Source organism: Streptomyces kanasensis, assembly GCF_043077165.1.
Taxonomy (GTDB): Bacteria; Actinomycetota; Actinomycetes; order Streptomycetales; family Streptomycetaceae; genus Streptomyces; species Streptomyces changanensis.
Map to the genome: position 1 here is coordinate 353,510 of NZ_JBIBSF010000002.1, position 18,035 is coordinate 371,544.

General features: G+C 76.6%; 14 protein-coding genes. 5 read left to right on the top strand and 9 right to left on the bottom strand.

What is annotated here, in order from left to right; translation table 11 throughout:
• Positions 1-68: 68 nt before the first annotated feature.
• From ettA to ACF053_RS06875, 3 genes are read left to right on the top strand one after another with little or no spacing between them, the layout of a single operon-like run.
• Entirely contained in the window at positions 69-1,733 is a 1,665-nt protein-coding gene (gene ettA / locus ACF053_RS06865; RefSeq protein ID WP_391952890.1) for an energy-dependent translational throttle protein EttA, read from the top strand.
• 10 nt (positions 1,734-1,743) lie between these two features.
• Positions 1,744-2,178, top strand: coding sequence for an acyl-CoA thioesterase (locus ACF053_RS06870; protein ID WP_058944658.1), 435 nt, complete (start codon positions 1,744-1,746; stop codon positions 2,176-2,178).
• Positions 2,175-2,858: a hypothetical protein gene (locus ACF053_RS06875; protein ID WP_391952891.1), complete on the top strand. Its 684-nt coding sequence runs from the start codon at positions 2,175-2,177 to the stop codon at positions 2,856-2,858. Before ACF053_RS06870 ends, ACF053_RS06875 begins: the two co-directional genes overlap by 4 nt.
• 139 nt (positions 2,859-2,997) lie before the next feature.
• On the opposite strand, the gene ACF053_RS06880 is transcribed toward ACF053_RS06875, so the two are convergent.
• On the bottom strand, positions 2,998-3,402 hold the full coding sequence (locus tag ACF053_RS06880) for a globin (protein WP_058944656.1): 405 nt from the start codon (positions 3,400-3,402) through the stop codon (positions 2,998-3,000).
• Between the two features lie 683 nt (positions 3,403-4,085).
• Positions 4,086-4,499 (bottom strand): VOC family protein, encoded by a 414-nt coding sequence (locus ACF053_RS06885; protein ID WP_391952892.1) that lies wholly within the window; start codon positions 4,497-4,499, stop codon positions 4,086-4,088.
• A 96-nt stretch (positions 4,500-4,595) separates the two neighbouring features.
• Between ACF053_RS06885 and ACF053_RS06890 the strand changes: the two genes are divergently transcribed.
• The gene (locus tag ACF053_RS06890; RefSeq protein ID WP_391952893.1) at positions 4,596-5,588 is read left to right on the top strand and encodes a methyltransferase domain-containing protein; all 993 of its coding nucleotides are present in this window, start codon (positions 4,596-4,598) and stop codon (positions 5,586-5,588) included.
• Between the two features lie 67 nt (positions 5,589-5,655).
• Here ACF053_RS06890 and ACF053_RS30225 read toward each other — a convergent pair whose 3' ends face one another.
• Entirely contained in the window at positions 5,656-7,404 is a 1,749-nt protein-coding gene (locus tag ACF053_RS30225) for an FHA domain-containing protein (protein ID WP_449336531.1), read from the bottom strand.
• Between ACF053_RS30225 and ACF053_RS06900 the strand changes: the two genes are divergently transcribed.
• Positions 7,343-7,486 (top strand): hypothetical protein, encoded by a 144-nt coding sequence (locus tag ACF053_RS06900; RefSeq protein ID WP_391952895.1) that lies wholly within the window; start codon positions 7,343-7,345, stop codon positions 7,484-7,486. The genes ACF053_RS30225 and ACF053_RS06900 overlap by 62 nt on opposite strands.
• Before the next feature lie 187 nt (positions 7,487-7,673).
• Here the strand turns inward: ACF053_RS06900 and ACF053_RS06905 are convergent, their stop codons facing one another.
• The 6 genes from ACF053_RS06905 to ACF053_RS06930 all read right to left on the bottom strand — a co-directional run bounded on the left by ACF053_RS06905 (position 7,674) and on the right by ACF053_RS06930 (position 17,690).
• A complete protein-coding gene (locus ACF053_RS06905; protein WP_391952896.1) occupies positions 7,674-9,050 on the bottom strand; it encodes a vWA domain-containing protein in 1,377 nt (458 codons plus the stop codon).
• Between the two features lie 58 nt (positions 9,051-9,108).
• On the bottom strand, positions 9,109-10,593 hold the full coding sequence (locus ACF053_RS06910; RefSeq protein ID WP_391952897.1) for a PP2C family serine/threonine-protein phosphatase: 1,485 nt from the start codon (positions 10,591-10,593) through the stop codon (positions 9,109-9,111).
• 3 nt (positions 10,594-10,596) lie between these two features.
• Positions 10,597-13,425 carry a serine/threonine-protein kinase gene (locus ACF053_RS06915; protein ID WP_391952898.1) on the bottom strand — a complete coding sequence of 943 codons (2,829 nt, stop codon included), beginning with the start codon at positions 13,423-13,425 and terminating at the stop codon, positions 10,597-10,599.
• Positions 13,422-14,816: a hypothetical protein gene (locus ACF053_RS06920; RefSeq protein ID WP_391952899.1), complete on the bottom strand. Its 1,395-nt coding sequence runs from the start codon at positions 14,814-14,816 to the stop codon at positions 13,422-13,424. The genes ACF053_RS06915 and ACF053_RS06920 overlap by 4 nt, the downstream gene beginning before the upstream one ends.
• Positions 14,817-14,832: 16 nt before the next feature.
• Complete coding sequence (locus ACF053_RS06925) at positions 14,833-15,954, bottom strand: glutamate ABC transporter substrate-binding protein (RefSeq protein WP_391953197.1); 1,122 nt, start codon at positions 15,952-15,954, stop codon at positions 14,833-14,835.
• A gap of 272 nt (positions 15,955-16,226) precedes the next feature.
• Positions 16,227-17,690, bottom strand: a complete 1,464-nt coding sequence (locus ACF053_RS06930) for a hypothetical protein (protein WP_391953198.1) — start codon at positions 17,688-17,690, stop codon at positions 16,227-16,229.
• Between the last annotated feature and the right edge of the window lie 345 nt (positions 17,691-18,035).

Here is an 18,035-nt window from a genome sequence, read left to right on the forward strand (position 1 = left end):
AGATGGGGTGTATCTGCCCTCACGGCGGAGCCGCGAATCGACCCCTACTGATTGCCGGACGGTTTCTCTTGGCTGAGTACATCTACACGATGCGCAAGACGCGCAAGGCGCACGGCGACAAGGTCATCCTCGATGACGTGACGCTGAGCTTCCTGCCCGGCGCGAAGATCGGTGTGGTCGGCCCGAACGGCGCCGGTAAGTCCACCGTGCTCAAGATCATGGCGGGCCTGGAGCAGCCCTCCAACGGTGACGCCTTCCTGTCGCCCGGCTACACCGTCGGCATCCTCCTCCAGGAGCCCCCGCTCGACGAGTCCAAGACCGTCCTGGAGAACGTCCAGGACGGCGTCGCCGAGATCAAGGGCAAGCTCGACCGGTTCAACGCCATCGCCGAGGAGATGGCCACGAACTACACGGACGCGCTGATGGAGGAGATGGGCAAGCTCCAGGAGGAGCTGGACCACGCCAACGCGTGGGACCTCGACGCCCAGCTGGAGCAGGCGATGGACGCGCTCGGCTGCCCGCCCGGCGACTGGCCCGTCACCACCCTCTCCGGTGGCGAGAAGCGCCGCGTCGCGCTCTGCAAGCTGCTGCTGGAGGCCCCCGACCTGCTGCTGCTCGACGAGCCCACCAACCACCTGGACGCCGAGTCCGTGCAGTGGCTGGAGCAGCACCTCGCCAAGTACGCCGGCACCGTCGTCGCCATCACCCACGACCGGTACTTCCTCGACAACGTCGCCGAGTGGATCCTGGAGCTCGACCGCGGCCGCGCCCACCCGTACGAGGGCAACTACTCCACGTACCTGGAGAACAAGGCCGCGCGTCTGAAGGTCGAGGGCCAGAAGGACGCCAAGCGCCAGAAGCGGCTCAAGGAAGAGCTGGAGTGGGTCCGCTCCAACGCCAAGGGCCGGCAGGCCAAGTCGAAGGCGCGCCTCGCCCGGTACGAGGAGATGGCCGCCGAGGCCGACAAGATGCGGAAGCTGGACTTCGAGGAGATCCAGATCCCGCCGGGCCCCCGTCTGGGCAGCGTCGTCGTCGAGGTCGAGAAGCTCAGCAAGGCCTTCGGTGACAAGGTCCTCATCGACGACCTCAGCTTCTCGCTGCCGCGCAACGGCATCGTCGGCGTCATCGGCCCGAACGGCGCCGGCAAGACCACGCTGTTCAAGATGATCCAGGGCCTGGAGGAGCCGGACTCCGGCGTCATCCGCGTCGGCGAGACGGTCAAGATCTCGTACGTCGACCAGAGCCGCGCGAACATCGACCCGAAGAAGACGCTGTGGGCCGTCGTCTCCGACGAACTGGACTACATCAACGTCGGCCAGGTCGAGATGCCGTCCCGCGCCTACGTGTCGGCCTTCGGCTTCAAGGGCCCGGACCAGCAGAAGCCCGCCGGTGTCCTGTCCGGCGGTGAGCGCAACCGCCTCAACCTGGCGCTCACCCTCAAGCAGGGCGGCAACCTGCTGCTCCTCGACGAGCCGACCAACGACCTCGACGTCGAGACGCTCTCCTCGCTGGAGAACGCGCTGCTGGAGTTCCCGGGCGCGGCCGTGGTCGTCTCCCACGACCGCTGGTTCCTCGACCGGGTCGCCACGCACATCCTCGCGTACGAGGGCGACTCGAAGTGGTTCTGGTTCGAGGGCAACTTCGAGTCGTACGAGAAGAACAAGATCGAGCGTCTCGGCCCGGACGCGGCCCGTCCGCACCGTGCCACGTACAAGAAGCTCACGCGGGGCTGAGGAAACGGCCGTGGCTCGTCACCTCTACAGCTGTCCCCTGCGCTGGTCGGACATGGACGCCTTCGGGCACGTCAACAACGTCGTCTTCCTCCGTTACCTGGAGGAGGCGCGGATCGACTTCATGTTCCGGCTCGCGCCGGGGGACGGCTCCCCCTCGTTCTCCGGCGGGTCCGTCGTGGCCCGGCACGAGATCGACTACCTGCGACCGCTGGTCCACCGGCACGAGCCGGTGACCGTCGAGTCGTGGGTCACGAAGATCGGCGCCGCGTCGCTGACCATCGCGTACGAGATCAAGGACCCGGACCAGGTGTACGTCCGGGCCTCCACGGTCGTCGTCCCCTTCGACCTGGAGGCGCAGCGCCCCCGGCGGATCACCGCCGAGGAGCGGTCGTTCCTCCAGGAGTACGTGGACGACGGGATGCGCTCGGAGGGTGCCGCCGCATGACGGCGCCGCTGCACTTCGCCGACGCCGGGCAGGCGGCGGGCGTCGCCGCCTTCCTGGCCCGGCTCGTCCGGTACGACCGGGCCGCCGCCGTGCGCCTCCAGGCGGACGGCGGCGCCCTGGCCGTCTTCGGACGGCCGCCGTCCTTCGAGGTGCTCGCCGTCCGCACGGCGGCCCTGCGCGACGAGGCGGTGCTCGACGTGACCGTCTCCGCCGGGGAACTCCTCGACGGCGTGGAGGAGGCGGCCGGCAAGGCGATCGTGCCGGCGCAGGTCACCGGACCGCCGTGGAGCGGGGTGCTGCCGCCGCGCGGCGGCTGGCGCGAGGTGGCCGGGCTGCCGGACGCCGGCGGGCTGCGCGGCGCCGTGGCCGCCGCCGTCGCCGAGTTCCGCACGCGCGACGAGGAGCTGCCGCAGGAGCGGCGCACCCGCGCGGAACGCGACCGGATCGGCCGCGAGATATGGTCGCGCACCGTCGCCACGACCGGGCTGCCGCTGCGCGCCGCGCACGCCGCCCAGTCGCTGGGCTTCCTGCCCCCGGCGGGGGCCGTCGCCCACGACGTGCCGGTGACGCTGCTGACGGCCGGCCCCTGGCTGCGGCTGCGCACCCCCTTCGGCTCCGTCGCCGTGCGCACCACGACGGGCCTCGGCGAGCTGGGCGTCACGCCACTGCGCACCCCCTGAGACCAGTCCCGCACGCCCCGCCGCGCACGGGTCGGGGCAGGGCGGGGCGGTCGGGCAGGCGGCGGACCGGTCGCACGGCACGCCGATCGGGCGGTCGGGTCGGTCGGGCGGCAGGCCGGTGGGACGGCCGGTCCGCCGGTCAGTCGGGGGCGTTCACCATCGACGCGGCGGCGTACGTGAGGTAGTTCCACAGCTGCCGCTCGTGCTCCTCGGACAGCCCCAGCTCGTCCACGGCGGCCCGCATGTGCCGCAGCCACGCGTCGTGGGCCGCCCTGTCCACCACGAACGGCGCGTGCCGCATCCGCAGCCGCGGGTGCCCGCGGTGGTCGCTGTAGGTACGGGGGCCGCCCCAGTACTGCATCAGGAAGAGCACGAGCCGCTCCTCGGCCGGCCCGAGGTCCTCCTCCGGGTACATCGGCCGCAGCAGCGGGTCCTCGGCGACACCCTGGTAGAAACGGTGGACGAGGCGCCGGAAGGTCTGCTCGCCGCCCACCTGCTCGTAGAAGGTCTGCTCCTGGAGAGTGCCGCGCGGAATCTCATTCACCCGTCCATCGTCTCAGACACGCCGACGGAGGACCCCGGACCCAGGGCCCGTCTTCGGGATCACGCCGCGAGCCCGGCAGGATCCGAAAGGCAGGCCCCAGGTCGCGGCTGGTCGCGCTCGGAGTGAGCCGGCGCGGCGGAGGGGCGGGGTGCTGCCGATCGATGACGTGCGCCGGGGAAAGCGAACCGGTGGACGATGATCTGGCAGAGCCGCTCGTCGACCGGCCCGGCGCCGGCACCGCCACCGTCGACACCCCCCTTGCGGCCCGCGAGGCAGTCCGCCGGTCACCGGTCACCGGCCACCGGCCACCGGCCGGCTCCTCGACCGTGCCGATGCCGTCGAAGCCGCCGTCGGTCACGGGCGTGAGTGGTCGGGGCCGGCGGCGTACGAGGCCTGCTGCGGATCGAGCTGGCTTCCACGGGCCGTAGGCGCCGTGGGCGTCGGGCATCGGCGCGTACCGGAGCCCATGTCGGTCACCGGCGGAAGGCGGGCAGCCGTGGCCACCGGCCGGCCGCCTCCGAGCCGACCGACTGCCGCGGCCGGCATGGCGTCGAGTGCGGCGTCGACCGCCTCCCACGCCACCGGGCGGCGGCCGGCCGGTTCGACGAGCTCGCCCTCCGCTACCCGGCCGCCGTCCACGTCACCGCCGTCGACGCACGGCTCCACCTGCTGCGAGACACGGCCTACTGGTCGCGCTGGGGCCAGCTGAGGCCCTGATCGGTCCAGATGACACCCTTGTTGCGGCAGAGGCAGAAGGGGTGGCCGATGGGGTCGGTGTAGACCCGGAAGCCGTAGCCGTCGGGGTCGACGCAGTCCCGCTGCGGGGTCGCGCCGAGGGCCAGGACGCGGCGCTCTTCGGCCTCGATGTCGTCGACTTCGAAGTCGAGGTGGAACTGCTTGGGGTGCTCGCTGTCAGGCCACTGCGGGGCGCGGTAGTCCTCCACCCGGATGAAGGCCAGTTCGATCTCACCGAACCGGATACCGGCCCAGTTCTCGTTGCTGTCCTGCTTGACCGGGAGCCCCGTCACCGCGGAGTAGAAGGCTGCCAGCTTCATCGTGTCCGGGCAGTCGATGATGAAGTCGGTTAGTCGTAGCATCCCGCGATCTTGCCACAGGGCCCCACCGCATGAGCCGGACTTCGAGACGAGCCCCAGATCGTTCCGTCGGTGGGTCCGAGCGGACATAGTGGATGTATGGGTACAGGTGGGGTGCGGTGGCAGGATGCGTTCGCCGACGCGGCCGGGGTGGCGCGGCGCCGGCTCGTCGCGGCGCTCGACGACGCCGGCGCGCTGCCGGACCCGGCCTGGCGGGCGGCGTTCGCGGAGGTACCGCGCCACCTGTTCGTCCCCGAGTACCACGTCGGCGTGATCGGCGGCCACGAGTGGCTGCGCCACGACGACCCGGACCCGGAGGCCCGGCTGCGCTGGCTCTCCGGCGCGTACGAGGACCGCCCGCTCGGCACCCGGCTGCACGACGGCGACGTCGTCTCGTCCGCCAGCCAGCCGTCCCTCATGGCCGACATGCTGCACGCCCTGGACGTCCGCGACGGCGACACGGCCCTGGAGATCGGCGCGGGCACCGGGTACAACGCGGCACTCCTGTGCCACCGCCTGGGCGACGCGCACGTGACCACCGTCGACCTCGACGGCGACATCACCGCCGCGGCCGACGCCCACCTCCGGCAGGCCGGCTACCGCCCGGCGGTCGTCACCGGCGACGGCGCCCGCGGCTGCCCCGAGCGGGCCCCCTTCGACGTCGTCGTCGCCACCTGTGCCCTGCCGTCCGTACCGGTCGCGTGGACCGCCCAGTGCCGGCCGGGCGCACGGGTCGTCGCGCCGCTGTCCACCGGCATCGTCCGCCTGCGCGTCGAGGACAGCGGGCGCGCGGAGGGCCGCTTCCTGCCGACACCGGCGTACTTCGTACCGCTGCGCGGCACCACACCGGCCGCGCCCGAACCCCGCACCGGCGGGCTGCCCCGGCGGGCGCTCGACGACGAGCTGTTCCGCTTCCTGCTGACCCTCGCCGCCGGCAGCCTCGACCCGTACGAGGCGTACGCCCTGTGGCAGCGCGAGGGGCGGCCCGGGCGCGAGCGGTTCGGGGTGACGATCAGCGGCGCCCGGCAGTGGGCCTGGCTGGACACCCCCGACGGCCCGTACAGCTGGTCCCTCGGCGGGCCCGGCCGCTGACGGCCGCCGGCCGACGCGGCTCCGTCGAGCCGACGTCGACCGGCGGCGGTCGCGTGCGCTCCGGCTGCTAGCCGCGCACCACGGTGAGCGTCGTCCAGGCTCCCACGTGGACCCGGTCGCCGTCGGCGAGCGGGACGGGCACGTAGGGCTGGATCGGGTCGTCGGCGCCGTTCAGCGTGGTGCCGTTGGTGGAGTTCTGGTCCATCACCGCCCACGATCCGTCCTGCTGCCGGACGAACAGCGCGTGCTGGTGCGAGACGCCCGGGTCCTCCGGCGGTACCGACAGGTCGATGTCCGGTGCCTCGCCCGTCGACTGGCGGCGGCGGCCGACGGACAGCTGGTCGCCGGTGAGCGACACCCGCCGCTCCGGCGCGTACGCGGGCAGGTTGAGGCTCGCCGCCTCGGGGCCGCTGCGCCGCATCATCGCCATGAAGTAGTCGCGGTCGGGCCTGACCACCACGGTCCAGCCGGTCCCGGCCGTACCGTGCGCCGGCTGCTGCCCCTGCGGCGGCTGCTGCCCCTGGGGGGAGTGTTGTGCCTGCGGGGGCGGACCCTGCGGGGGCTGCTGTGCCTGCGGTGGCTGGGCGTGGGAGGGCCGCGCGTGCGGGAGCGGGTCCTGCGGGGGCGGAGTGGTGGACGGCGGGGGCAGCACCCAGTCGTCGTCCCCGGGCGGTCCCGGCTGCCGGAACGCCTGCGGCGGCGCGGACGCCGCCCCGGTCCGCCCGGGAGCCGCCTGCGCGCCGGCCGGCCCGTGCCCGCCGTGGCCGTCGCCACCGGGGCCGGGACCGTGGCCGAAGGCCGGGCCGCCGCCCGGGCCGGGGCCCTGGCCGAACGTCGCGCCGCCGCCCGGGCCGGGGCCGTGGGCACCCGGGCCGGGGCCGAACGCCGGGCCGCTGCCCGGAGTGGGCGGAGGGCCGCCGAAGGACGGTCCGTCGGGACCGGTGCCACCGCCGTGGGCCGGACCTTGCCCGGTGGCCGGGCCCGTCCCGGGCGCCGGCGGCGGGGCGAACGGGGAGCCGCCGTGACCGCCGGAGCCCTGGCCGGGACCGGGGCCGGCGCCGGGTGAGGGCCGCCCCTCGTGACCAGGAGCCCCGCCGGAGCCGGGCATGGGGCCGGGCGGCGGGAAGACGGGACCACCGGGCCGCGCCGCCGGTCCGCCGTGCCCACCGGGGCCGGGTTCACTGCGGCCGGGGTCGCCCGGGCCGGGGCTGTCCGCACCACGGCCGTCAGGGCCGCCGTGCCCGCCGTGCCCGCCGGGGCCGCCGGGGATGCTGGGGGGTCCGCTGGGACGGGGGCCACCGGGACCGCCCGGGCCACGCCCGTCGAAGCCGCCGGGGCCGTCAGGGCCGCCGTGCCCGCCGGGGATGCTGGGGGGTCCGCTGGGACCGGGACCGCCCGGGCCACGCCCGTCGAAGCCGCCGGGGCCGCCGGGGAAGCCGGGGCCTCGGCCGTCGGGGCCGGGGCCGTCAGGGGTGCCGGGGCCGGTCGGGCCCGGGCCGAAGGGCTGGTGGGGCGGTGCGGGGGCCGGTCCCGTACCGGGGGCGCCGGCGCCGTACGACGGGCCGCCGGGAGCCGGCGGCGGGGGCGGAGGGCCCTGGTTGGGCTCCGGCGGAAGCGGCTCCGCCGGGAGGTTCACCTGCGAGGGGCGGGAGCCCTGGTACTCGTACGGGTCCGGCGGGCGCGGCGCGGAGGTGAAGCCGGGGGGAAGGTTGAGGCCGCCGCCGGAGCGAGCCGGCGGGGGAGGGGAGACGGGCGTGTACGACGTCGCCGTGTTCGTGACGAAGTTCCACCGGCACTCCTCGCAGAACGGCGCCATCGCCTCGCGCGGGGTGCGGCACTGCGGGCACAGCTCCGCCTGCTGCGTGGCGTTGGGGTCACCGCCCGCGGGGCCGGGGTAGCCGTACCCGGGGGCCGGCGGCGGGGGCGGGGGAGGGGGCGGCACGGCACCCGTGGGCGCGCCCGGCCCGGCCATGCGGTGGCCGCAGACCTCGCACCAGTCGTCGGCGCCCGACTGGTGTCCGTTCGGGCAGGTCGGCATGTGGGCCCTTCCCCCTCTCTCCTCGCCGGCCGCCGCTGCGACCGTCGTCACGGTTTCTTCACGCGAACCGTCTTGGTGGAGCGCGTCTCGAGCGTCATCTCGTCCGCGTCCGCGACCTTCGCCTTCAGTCGCACAGTACCCGTCGCCGCGTCGACGACGTCCACCACCTTCGCAAGCAGTTTCGCCGTATCCGTGTTCCCCGAGGCCGCCGCGAGCTGCACCGCCCGGCCCAGGCGGGCCGTCGCCCCGCGCAGGTCACCGCACTTGCGGGCGTCCAGTCCCTGCCGGATGGCGCGGGCCAGCTCGGCCTGCCCGGTGTAGTGCGCGACCTGCGGGTCGAGGGGGGTCAGCACCGCCGGGTCGTCCGTCCACACCGCCCGGACCAGTCCCTGCGCCGGTGTCGCGGCCGGCCCGCCGGCGGGGTCGGGCACGACCGCGGACACGCGTGCCGCGAGCATCTCCCGGCCGAGGCCGGCGGCGGGCACCCGGACGCACAGGTGGTAGTCGCGCGACTCGTCCCCCCACGATCCCGTCGGGTAGTCGCCGAGCCGCGGCCCCGCCTCCGTGCGGCGGTCGGTGAGGTCCTCCACCGTGGGCGCCACCTGCTTGACGAAGACGACCTCCGCGTCCACCGGGGTCCACAGCCGCAAGGCGACGTCCGCGACCTCCTTGCCCATGGCGTGCTCCATGATGCGCGTGAAGTCGGCGGCGAGGCCCGCCGGATCGGCGACGATGTCCGCCGTGCCGAGCAGCGCCGACGCGACACCGGTGACCTCCCGCACCTCCCAGTCGGTGCCCACCCCGCGCGCGTCACAGGTGAACCGGCCGGCGCAGGCGTCGAGCGCCGCCCGCAGGTCCGCGGGGGACTCGTGCTCGTTGCGGCCGTCGGTGAGCAGCACGCCGTGCCGGATCCCGGCACCGGAGCCGGCCAGCAGCCGGTCGGCGAGCCGCAGCCAGGTGCCGATCGCCGTGCCGCCGCCCGCGGCCAACCGCCGCAGCGCCTCCTTCGCCTCGGCGCGCGTCCGGGCGTCGGCGGTGGCGAGCCGCCCGCCGCCCGGGTACACCTCGTGGGCGGCGTGCGTGCCCGCGACGACCGCGAAGGACACCCCGTCGCGCAGGGTGTCGACCGCGGCCGCCGTCGCCGCGCGCGCGTGGCGCATCTTCGCCGGCGGGTACTCCATCGAGCCGGAGCAGTCGACCATCAGCACCACCGCCGCCCGCGGCCCCACCGCCCCGCCGCCCGCCGCGCCGCCGCGTGCGCCACCACCGGGCGCCCCACCACCGGGCGCCCCGCCCGTCGTGCCACCGCCGGTGGCGGTGACCGTCACGACGGCGTGCACCTCGCGCCCGCCCTCCGGCAGGTACTCGTTCTGGTACACGTCCACCGAGAACCGCGGCACGCTGGACTTCGAGAAGTTCGCCATCTGGTCGGCTCCTGTGCTCCCTCGGCGCTCCGCACGACGGGCGGGCGCGCACGCCCGGTCAGGCCGATCCTGCCCCCTGCCGCTCCACGGCGAACGGCACCACCGCCACCGTTACGTTGTCGTGGCCCCCGCCGTCGAGGGCGTGGCCGACCAGGACGCGGGCGCAGTGCAGGGGGCGGCCGGCGGCGTCGCCGGGCACGACCCGCGCCAAATCCTGCGCGCCCTCGGCGTAGTTCCACAACCCGTCCGTGCACACCACGACCACGCCCGGCTGCTCCGGGCGGAACACGGCGGTGTGCGGCTCCACTTCGTACGCGTCGGCGCCGAGCCAGCCGGTGATGGCGTGGGCGCGTTCGTCCGCGTACGCCTCCTCCTCGTTCATCAGGCCCGCCGCGACCATCTGCGCGGCCCACGAGTCGTCCTCGGTGAGCCGGGCCGCCGGGGCCGACCGGTCGTCGGGCACCCAGTAGACGCGGCTGTCACCGACCCAGCCGACGACGAGCAGGTCGCCCGCGGCGACGGCGCCGACGAGGGTGCAGGCGGGGGCGTTGCGATGGCGGTGCCCGTCGCGCTCGCGGCCGCCCCGACCGTCGCCGGACGGCTCGTCGGCGAGGGCCTCGACCGCCTCGGCCGCGGCGACGATCGCCTCGTGCATGGCCTGCTGCGGCGGCGTGCCGCGCGCGAGCGAGCCGCGCAGGGAGACCTCCGCGGTGGCCGCGGCGGCCGCCGACGCGTCGTCGGGGCGGGACGCGGAGGACACGCCGTCGCAGACGATGGCGACGACGGCCGGCGAACCGTCCGGGAGCACGGCCGTGGTGACGGCGAACGCGTCCTCGTTGCGGTGGTGGCGCAGTCCCCGGTCGCTGACGGCGGCGACGGCGCCGAGCTCCCGCTCGACGTGGTCGCGCGCGTGCGGCTGCTTGTGGCCGCAGTTCTCGCAGTACCCCTCGGCGGAGACCCGGCCCGTCCGGCAGGCGACGCAGGGGGCGCCGCCGGCGGCGTGCGGGTCGGGCGCGGCGAGTTCGAAGTCCCCACCGCCGGACCCGGGGCCGCCGCCCGGCGTGCCGGAGGACGCGCCGGAGGACACGCCGGCGGGGGCGGCGGCGGGGGTGGCGGCGGGTACGCCGTCCGGTCCGCCGGCCGGCCCGTCGTGCCGCACCGCAGGCTCCGGGGCGGGCGGCGCGGTGGGCGCCGACGTGGGCTGCGGGGGCGCCGGGGCCCGTGGCGGCTCCGGCAGCGCCGGCTCACGTCCCTGCGCGGCGGGCGGCGCCGCGGCCGGGGCGGGGGCCGGTGGGGGCGGAGGGGGCGCCGCCTCGGGAGCCGGCACCGGTGGCGCGGCCGGTGGCGCCGGCGGGGCGCCGGGGGCGGGAGCCGGGGCCGGGGCCGGTGGGGCCGTTGGGGCGCCCGGGGCCATGGCCGGATGGTCCTGCGGCGGCTCCGGTACGACCGACAGGTCGTACCCGCACGCGCCGCAGAACCGGTCTCCCGGTTCCAGCGGCTCGGAGCAGCCCGGGCAGGCCGACAGTTGATGCGTCTGCGACATCGTTCACACCCACGTCCGGGGGCGGAAGCGGTTGGCCCGTTCCACCAGTTCGATCCTCTCCTCGCCGCGCTGGGCGAGCCGGGCGAGCACCCGGTACGAGCGTTCCAGGCCGAACCGCAGCCCGCGCTCGTGCAGTTCGCTGCCGAGCAGCGGGTGGTCCGGCGACAGGCCGCCTGCCCGCCCCGACAGCCACCAATCCAGGGCGAGGCCCAGGACCTCGGCCGACAGCCGCTCGCGGCGCACCGCGTCGAGCCCGAGGGCGTCGAGCGCGGTGATCTGGCGCGCGGCCGCGTACAGGTCGTCCCGCAGTGGCGCCCGCGGGTCGCGCCGGCGCAGCCGGGCGCGCACGGCGGCGACGCGCGCGGCCGTGTAGTGGATGGACGACTCCGGTACGGACTCCAGCGTCCGCACCGCCGCCGCCCGGTCACCCGCGGCGAGCCGCACGCGGGCCAGGCCGAACGCCGCGCCGACGTGGCCGGGGTCCGTCGCCCACACCAGGTGGTGGCGGGCGGCGGCGTCGTCCGGCCGGCCGAGCAGCTCGGCGCACACGGCGAGCGCCAGCTTGGGCGCGGGTTCGCCGGGGAACGCCGCGTACACGGCGTCGAAGTCCCGCGCCGCGGCGGTGTGTTCACCGGTGGCGAGCGCGGTGACGCCGCGGCACCAGACGACGCGCCAGTCGTTCGGGCGGGCCCGCTCCAGTTCGTCCAGCGCGCGGACCGCCGCCGGGGCGTCCCCCAGCTCCAGCAGGGCCCGCACCTCGCGCAGCCGCAGTTCGGGGGAGTCGGTCGGGGCCGCCCGCAGCGCGGCCAGCAGTTCGGCCGGGGCGGACGCGGCGAGACCGGCGAGCAGGGCGGCGTTCGGGTCGTCCGCGTCGAGGAGCGGTACGGGCAGCGCGAGGGCGGCGGCCCGCGCGTCCAACGGGGCGAGCGGCGGTGCCCCGACCACCTCGACCGCCCCGGCCACCTCGACCGCCCCGGCCGCCTCGACGGCCCCGGTCGCCTCGACGGCCCGGACGACTCTGGTCGCCTCGACCGCCTCGACCGTCCCGCCGGTTGCACCGGTCTCGACGGCCGCGCCGGTCCTGGTGGCACCGGTGGCACCGGTGGCACCGGTGGCGGCGGGGGCCCCACCGGGCCCGGCGGCCCCCGCGCCCGCATCCCCGGCGGGACGCCCCACGCGGCCCGGCCACCCCACGCGGCCCGGACGACCGGAGCGGCCCGAGCGCCCGGCCCGTACCGGACGCCCCCCACGGTCCGGGCGGCCCGCGCGGTGGCCCGTGGGCCGCAGGCCGAGCCGTGACACCTCGCCCGCCGGCTCCGCGAACAGCACCGTGTCCGCGACGCGCCGCTCCGGGCCGAACAGCGTCGACAGGGCGGGCCTCGGCGTGCCCGTCTCCAGGGCCACGACCTCGCGCAGCACACCCGTCAGCTGCTCCGCCATCTCCTGCGCGGAGCCGAACCGGCCCGCCGGGTCGGGGTCCGTGGCCCGCACCAGCAGCCGGTGGAACGACTCGTACCGCCGGAAGACCGGGATGTGCCGCGGATCGGGCAGCGAGTCCGCGAACACGTTGGTGTACCCGTGGAACTCGAACGTCAGCACCGCCAGCGTCCGCGCCACCGTGTACAGGTCCGACGCGACCGACGGGCCGTACTCCGCGACCTCCGGCGCCTGGTAGCCGACCGTGCCGTAGACGGCGGACTCGCGGTCGTCCATCCGCCGCACCGCGCCCATGTCGATCAGCTTGAGCTGGTCCTCGCTCTGGATGGCGTTGTCGACCTTGAAGTCGCAGTACAGCAGGTTGCGGTCGTGCAGGTGGCCCAGCGCCTCCAGCGCCTCGATGCCGTACGCGCACGCCTGCCCCACCGGGATGGGGTACCCCCTGCTCGCACGGAGCCGGGAGCCGGTGGAGGGGTCGCGCCGCTCGTCGGCCACCTCCTTCAGGGACTTGCCGCCGACGTACTCCATGACGATGTACCCGTCGAGGGAGCCCGTCCGCTGGTCCAGGTGCTCCACGAAGTTGTAGATGCGGACGATGTTGGCGTGCTCGATCTCGGCGAGGAACCGCCGCTCGGATATCGCGGCCGCCATCGCGTCCTCGTCCCCGGTGTCCAGCAGTCCCTTGAGCACCACCCACCGGTCGGACACGGCCCGGTCCACCGCCAGGTACACCCAGCCGAGACCGCCGTGCGCCAGGCAGCCCGCCACCTCGTACTGGCCGTGCACCACGTCCCCGGCGCGCAGCTTCGGCACGAAGGAGTACGGGTGGCCGCACGCCGTGCAGAACCCCTCCGTACGGCCCGCCCGGCCGCCGCGCGCCCGGCCGACCGGCGCCCCGCAGTCGGAGCGGGAGCAGAACCGCCGCCGCTCCGGTACCTCCGGGCACTCCATCACCGCCGTGCGCGGGTCCGGGCGCGGTACGGCGGGCACCGTCACCAGGCCCGCGCCGAGCCGCCCGCGCGATGCGGAGCGGCCGCTCGGCGCCCCGGGGCCGCGCGCGGGCAGTGACCGCACCGTCGCGCCCGAGGCGCGGGACGACCCCGGCGCGGCGACGGAACCGGAGGAGGGGGCGTACGGCCCGGACCCGCCCGGGTACGGCTCGGGCACGGGTCCGTGGGGCACGGGCGGCTCGGGCACGGGTCCGTGGGGCAGGCTGCGCCCGTGGGGTGGGGGCGGCTCCGGCACGGGGCCCCGCGGTACGGGCCGCTCCGGTACGGGCCCGTGCGGGCCCTCCGCCGTGGCGGCCGGGGCCAGGCCGCACGTGTCGCAGTACAGCCGCCCGCCGCCCACGTCCTCGTACGCGCCGCCGCAGCCGGCGCGGGGGCACCGGTTCACGCGCCGCCCCCCGTCGACAGCAGCTCGCTCGCGGCGCGCTGGTAGCGCAGTACGGCCCGCTCGGCGGCGCGCAGGTCGCAGGGGGCGCTCCACAGCATCCGGCGGGCGGCGTCGTACCGCTCGCCGAGGAACGCGTCGTCCGCCAGGCCGTGCCGGGCGACCCGCGCCCGGTACGCGTCGAGGCGCCCCCGCAGCTCGGCGCGGACCGCGAGCGGCGCCGTCACCGCCGTCAGGGACTCGCGGGCCCGCAGCAGTTCCTCCTCCGCCTCCCGCTCCAGCGCCTCCAGCAGCGGCGACAACCGGTGCCACTGGGCGTGCCGCCGGTACTCGGCGGCCATGGCGAGGCGCTCGTGCAGCGCGGTCGGCGGGCCGCTCACCACCGGCACCTCCGTCGCGGCGATCTTCGAGAGGACCTCGACGCGCGCGGTCCGCGCCTCCGCGAGGGTGCGGTCGGCCCGCGACAGCAGGTCCCGCAGCCGCAGCAGGCGCGACTCCGAGTCCTGCCGCACCTGGAGCACCGCCTCGATCTCCCGGCGCACGTCCTCCAGCGCGCGGGCCGCCCGGTCGTACCGGTCCGTGTCGGGCCGCCCGCCGCCGGGCGCCGAACTGCCCGCCGGCCGCCGCCAGAACGCCAGCGGGTCGCTGACCACCTGCGCGCGCAGCGCGGTCAGCTCCTCCGTGATGGCCTCCAGGTCGTCGCCCGCCGGGTGCTCGCCGGGCCGCACGCCGACCGAACGCGCCAGTGACCGGGTGCGGTTCAGCTCGGCGGCCAGGAGGTCTATACGGGCGGGCAGCGCCGACCAGACCGCCTCGGCCGTCACGACGACGTCGAGCGAGCGCGCGTACAGCTCGTTGATCCGTGCCACCAGCCGGTCCAGCGTGAACCGCTCGACCGGCCCGCCCGACGCGCCCCCGGCCCCCGCGCCGCCCGGTGCGGCGCCGTCCGGTTCCGCACCGGGCGGTGTCGCGTCGTCCGGTGGCGCGCCCTCCGGTTCCGCGCCCCCGCCCCCGGAGTCCGGGAGCCCCGCCGCGCCCCCGGGGTCGGGGGCCACCGGTACGGTGACGCACTCCGCGCGCAGCCAGCCGCTCAGCTCGGCCAGTTCGCCGCTCCCGGGCGTGCGGCGCCGGGAGCGCACCTCGTGGGCCGCGCGCAACGCGTCCGTGTACGCGTCGAAGTACGTCCACAGCAGCGCGATCGTCCGCTCGGCCGCGGCCCACCGCTCCCGGGTCGTCCCGGTCAGCGCGGCGCCCTCCAGCAGCCTGCGGCCCGCGTGGTCCTGCAGCGCGAGCAGCGAGTCCTCGACCGCCTTGTGCTCCGCGCCGAGGCGGGCCAGCGCACGGTCCGCCTCGTCCCGGTCCATCACCGGACCGGGGGGACCCGTGACGCCCATCGATCACCTCTCGCTCTCAGGAACGGTTCGTCCGGTACAGGGGTGCGGGCGGCCCGGCGATGCCGGGGAGGTCCGCCTCCAGCCACTTCTCGTACGCCTTCGTCCAGGGCCCGGCGCGGTACGCGACGAGCACCTGGTTCACCCGCCGCACCAGGTCGTCGGCGCCGAGCCTGGCCGCGACCCCGTAGTACTCGGTCGTGAAGGGCTCGCCCTTCAGCTCGACGGCCGGGTCCTGCGCGGCCTGCCCGGCGGCCAGGGCGCTGTCCGTGACGACCGCGTCCACCTCCCCGGTCTGCAACCGGACCAGGCAGTCCAGCTGGTTCGGCACGGTGAGGCGGTCGGCGTCCCGTGCCGTGCCGTCGTACGCGTCGCGGTAGACCGCGCCGAGCGGGGCGCGGTCCAGCGCGTCGTACGCCGTGGAGCCCTCGGCCGTGCAGACGCGCCGGCCGGCGAGCGAGGCGTCGTACCCGGTGATCGGCGAGTCCTTCGGCGCGAGGACCTGCTGGCCGGTCTCGAAGTAGGCGGTGGAGAAGGCGACCTGCCGGATCCGGGCGCAGTTGATCGTCATCGTCCGGACCACCAGGTCGACCTTCCCGCTCACCAGGGCCGCTATCCGCTGGTCGGTGGGGACGGTGCGGAAGACGATCGCGTCGGGGCTGCCGAGGAGGTCGGCGGCGACGGCCCGGGCGAGGTCGATGTCGAACCCCTCCAAGGTGCCCTTGACCGAGTCGCGGTAGCCCCAGCGGTAGCTGTTCTGGTCGACGCCGACGACCAGCCTGCCGCGCGCCCTGATCGCGGCGACCGCCGGCCCCTCGGCGCGGGACGGGGGCAGGGACGCCTCCGGGTTCCGACAGGTCCCCGACCGGGCGGGCGGCGGCTCGGCGGCGGACCGGGCCTCCGGTACGGGCCGGACGGCGCCGGGCCGCTCGCCCCGGGGTGTTCCGGGCTGCCCAGGTGATACGGGCGGTACGGACTTGACGGGCGGCCCCGGTGGTACGGGCGGTACGGGTGACGGGGGCGTGACCGCCGACGTGCCGGCGGGGGCGCCGGTCGACGCCCTGCCCGACGCCGCCCCCGACGCCGCGACCGGCGCGCCGCTCGGCGCCGCCGACGGGGCGCCGGCCTGCCCGCCCGCCAGCACGCACGCCAGTCCCACGGCGAGGACCGTGCCCCGGCGCCGTACCCGCCGTACCCGCGTGCCGCGCGGCCGGCCACCGGCTGCCGCGCCTGCGCCGCCACCGATCAGGGCGGCCGTTCCGCCGCCGGTCACCGCGCCCGCCCCGTCACCGGTCACGGCGCCCGCCCCGTCACCGGTCACGGCGGCCGTGCTGCCGCCGGTCACCGCGTCCCTCCCCGCGCCGGTCACCGCGTCTCCTCCCGGGCCGGTCACCGCGTCCCTCCCCGCGCCGGTCACCGGTACTCCGCCAGCCTGCGGTTGACACCCGCGACGGCGGCGACCGCGGCCACCGCTGCCAGGACGGCCGCCCCGGTCGGGAGCCCCGCCAGGACGTCACGGCCGCGGGCCGCCGCCCGGGTGAACTCGCTCTGCTCGTGGTCGACGGCCGTGCGCAGCGCCGCGTCGACCCGGTCGAAGGCGGCGCCCGTCGACGGGCCACCGCCCACCACCCGTGCCAGCGCGCCGTCGTAGTCGCCCTCGTCGTTGGTGCGCCGCGCGGCGGCGTGGCGCTCGCGCCACTCGGTGCTCCACCGGGCGGCCTCCTCCACCGCGGCGCGGCCCGCCTCGTCGTCGGCCAGCCCGCGCGCCCCGGCAAGCGCCCGGTCGAGACCGGCCATGGCCACGCCGTGGTCGGTCTCGTACTTGTCGCTCCTGCCGTCGTCGGTCAGTACCGCCCCACGTGCCACGAGGGTCAGGTTCTCGTTCGCCCGGGCCTTCAGGGAACCGATCCGGGCCTCGTTCAGCACCTTGAGCGAATCCAGGCCGTGGACGCGGGCGTCGTCCAGCCCCGCGCGGGCGAGGGTGTGGGCGCCCGCCAGCCACAGCAGCGCCGCCGCGGTGGCGGCCGCCGCGGCCACCAGCCCCGGGTTCAGCACGCGGTGGGTGCGCCGGTAGTCGCGCCACTGCGCCGCGGCGAGCGCGGCCAGCGCCAGCGCGCCCAGGGCGAGGGAGGGCGCCGGCCAGGCGCGCGCCCGGCGCTCGTCCTCGGCGAGCCGCGCCGTCTCCGCCGCGTACAGGCGCTGCGCCGCGGGGAGCAGATCGGTCGTCATGTGCGCGTTGGCGTACCGGAGGTAGGCGCCGCCGAGCGGCAGGCCCTGGCGGTTCGCGGCGCGGGCCCGCTCGACGAGGCCCGTGTAGACGGGGAGCTGCTCGTTGAGCGTGGCGATCTCGTCCGCCGACCGGGACGGGCCGCCGGCGCCGCCGGCACCGGCGTCGGCCGCGGCCTTCACCAGCAGCCGGGCGGCGGTGGCGACGTCCGCGTCGTACCGCTCGCGCAGGTCGGCGGGTTCCTGCGCGCCGGCGAGGAAGCCGCCGGCGGCGACCGTGTCGGCGTCGGCGAGGGATCGGTAGAGGTGCGCGGCGTCGGCGCTCAGCGGCTGGCTGCGACCCACGACCTCACCGGCGGCGGAGGACCGGCCGGTCACCTCCAGGGCCGTCACCGCGCCGAACGCGACGAGGAGCGCGGCCAGGACGGCGCCGAGCAGGCACAGCCGACCGGGTGGCGTGGCCACGACGGCCCGCAACCGCGCCCGGCCGCCCACCGGTCCGGCGGTGCGCCCGCCGAACCGTCCGCCGCGCGGGGCTCCCGCGGCCTCCGGGACGTACGGGCTGTCCGGGCTCTCCGGGGCGTACGGGCCTTCGGGGGCGTGGGGGTCTGCCGGGACGTACGAGCCCGCCGAGATGCCCGAGACCTCCATGGCGCTCGCGGCGTGCGGTACCTCCGGGGCTGCCAGGGCTTCCGCGGCTTCCGGCGCCTCGGGGGCGTACGCGCCCTCCGAGGTGTCCGGGTCGTCCGCCGGGCGTTCGGGTGCCGGCGGGTCCGGGCGCGCGGTACGTGCGTGCGGTACGTGCGGTACGCCTGCCACGTGCCCTCCCCCCTCGTCACCGGTCGGCCGCCCCGTCCCCACGGTGCGGTCCGGCCAGCAGTATGGCCGCAGGGGGCCGTGCACACACCGGTATTGACTGGATCTTGTTCTGATCGTGGCCCCGCCCCGATGCCCGCCACCGGCGCCCGCGCCCCGCCCGCGCCCGCCGTGCCCCCG